Origin of the sequence: Shewanella sp. P1-14-1, from assembly GCF_001401775.1 — a bacterium.
Taxonomy (GTDB): Bacteria; Pseudomonadota; Gammaproteobacteria; order Enterobacterales; family Shewanellaceae; genus Shewanella; species Shewanella japonica.
On the sequence record NZ_LKTL01000106.1, the window covers coordinates 1 to 317 of the forward strand.

General features: G+C 48.6%; 1 tRNA gene and 1 rRNA gene. Both read left to right on the plus strand.

Going from position 1 to position 317, the window contains the following annotated elements:
• The first annotated feature begins 128 nt into the window (after nt 1-128).
• Nucleotides 129-204, plus strand: a tRNA-Thr gene (locus AN944_RS21145).
• Between the two features lie 18 nt (nt 205-222).
• Nucleotides 223-317 (plus strand): 5S ribosomal RNA (rrf, locus tag AN944_RS21150).

A 317-nucleotide genomic window follows, 5' to 3' on the forward strand; every position in this document is an offset into this window, starting at 1 on the left:
TCCCGAACTCAGTAGTGAAACGCAATCGCGCCGATGATAGTGTGGGGTCTCCCCATGTGAAAGTAGGTCATCGCCAAGCGCCTAATTTAAGTCTCAAATTATTGAAAAGTAATCTTGAGCAAGATCATGCTGATATGGCTCAGTCGGTAGAGCGCATCCTTGGTAAGGATGAGGTCCCCAGTTCGATTCTGGGTATCAGCACCATCTTTAAAACCAGATTTGTCTGGGGACAATAGCATTGTGGTACCACCTGATCCCATCCCGAACTCAGTAGTGAAACGCAATCGCGCCGATGATAGTGTGGGGTCTCCCCATGT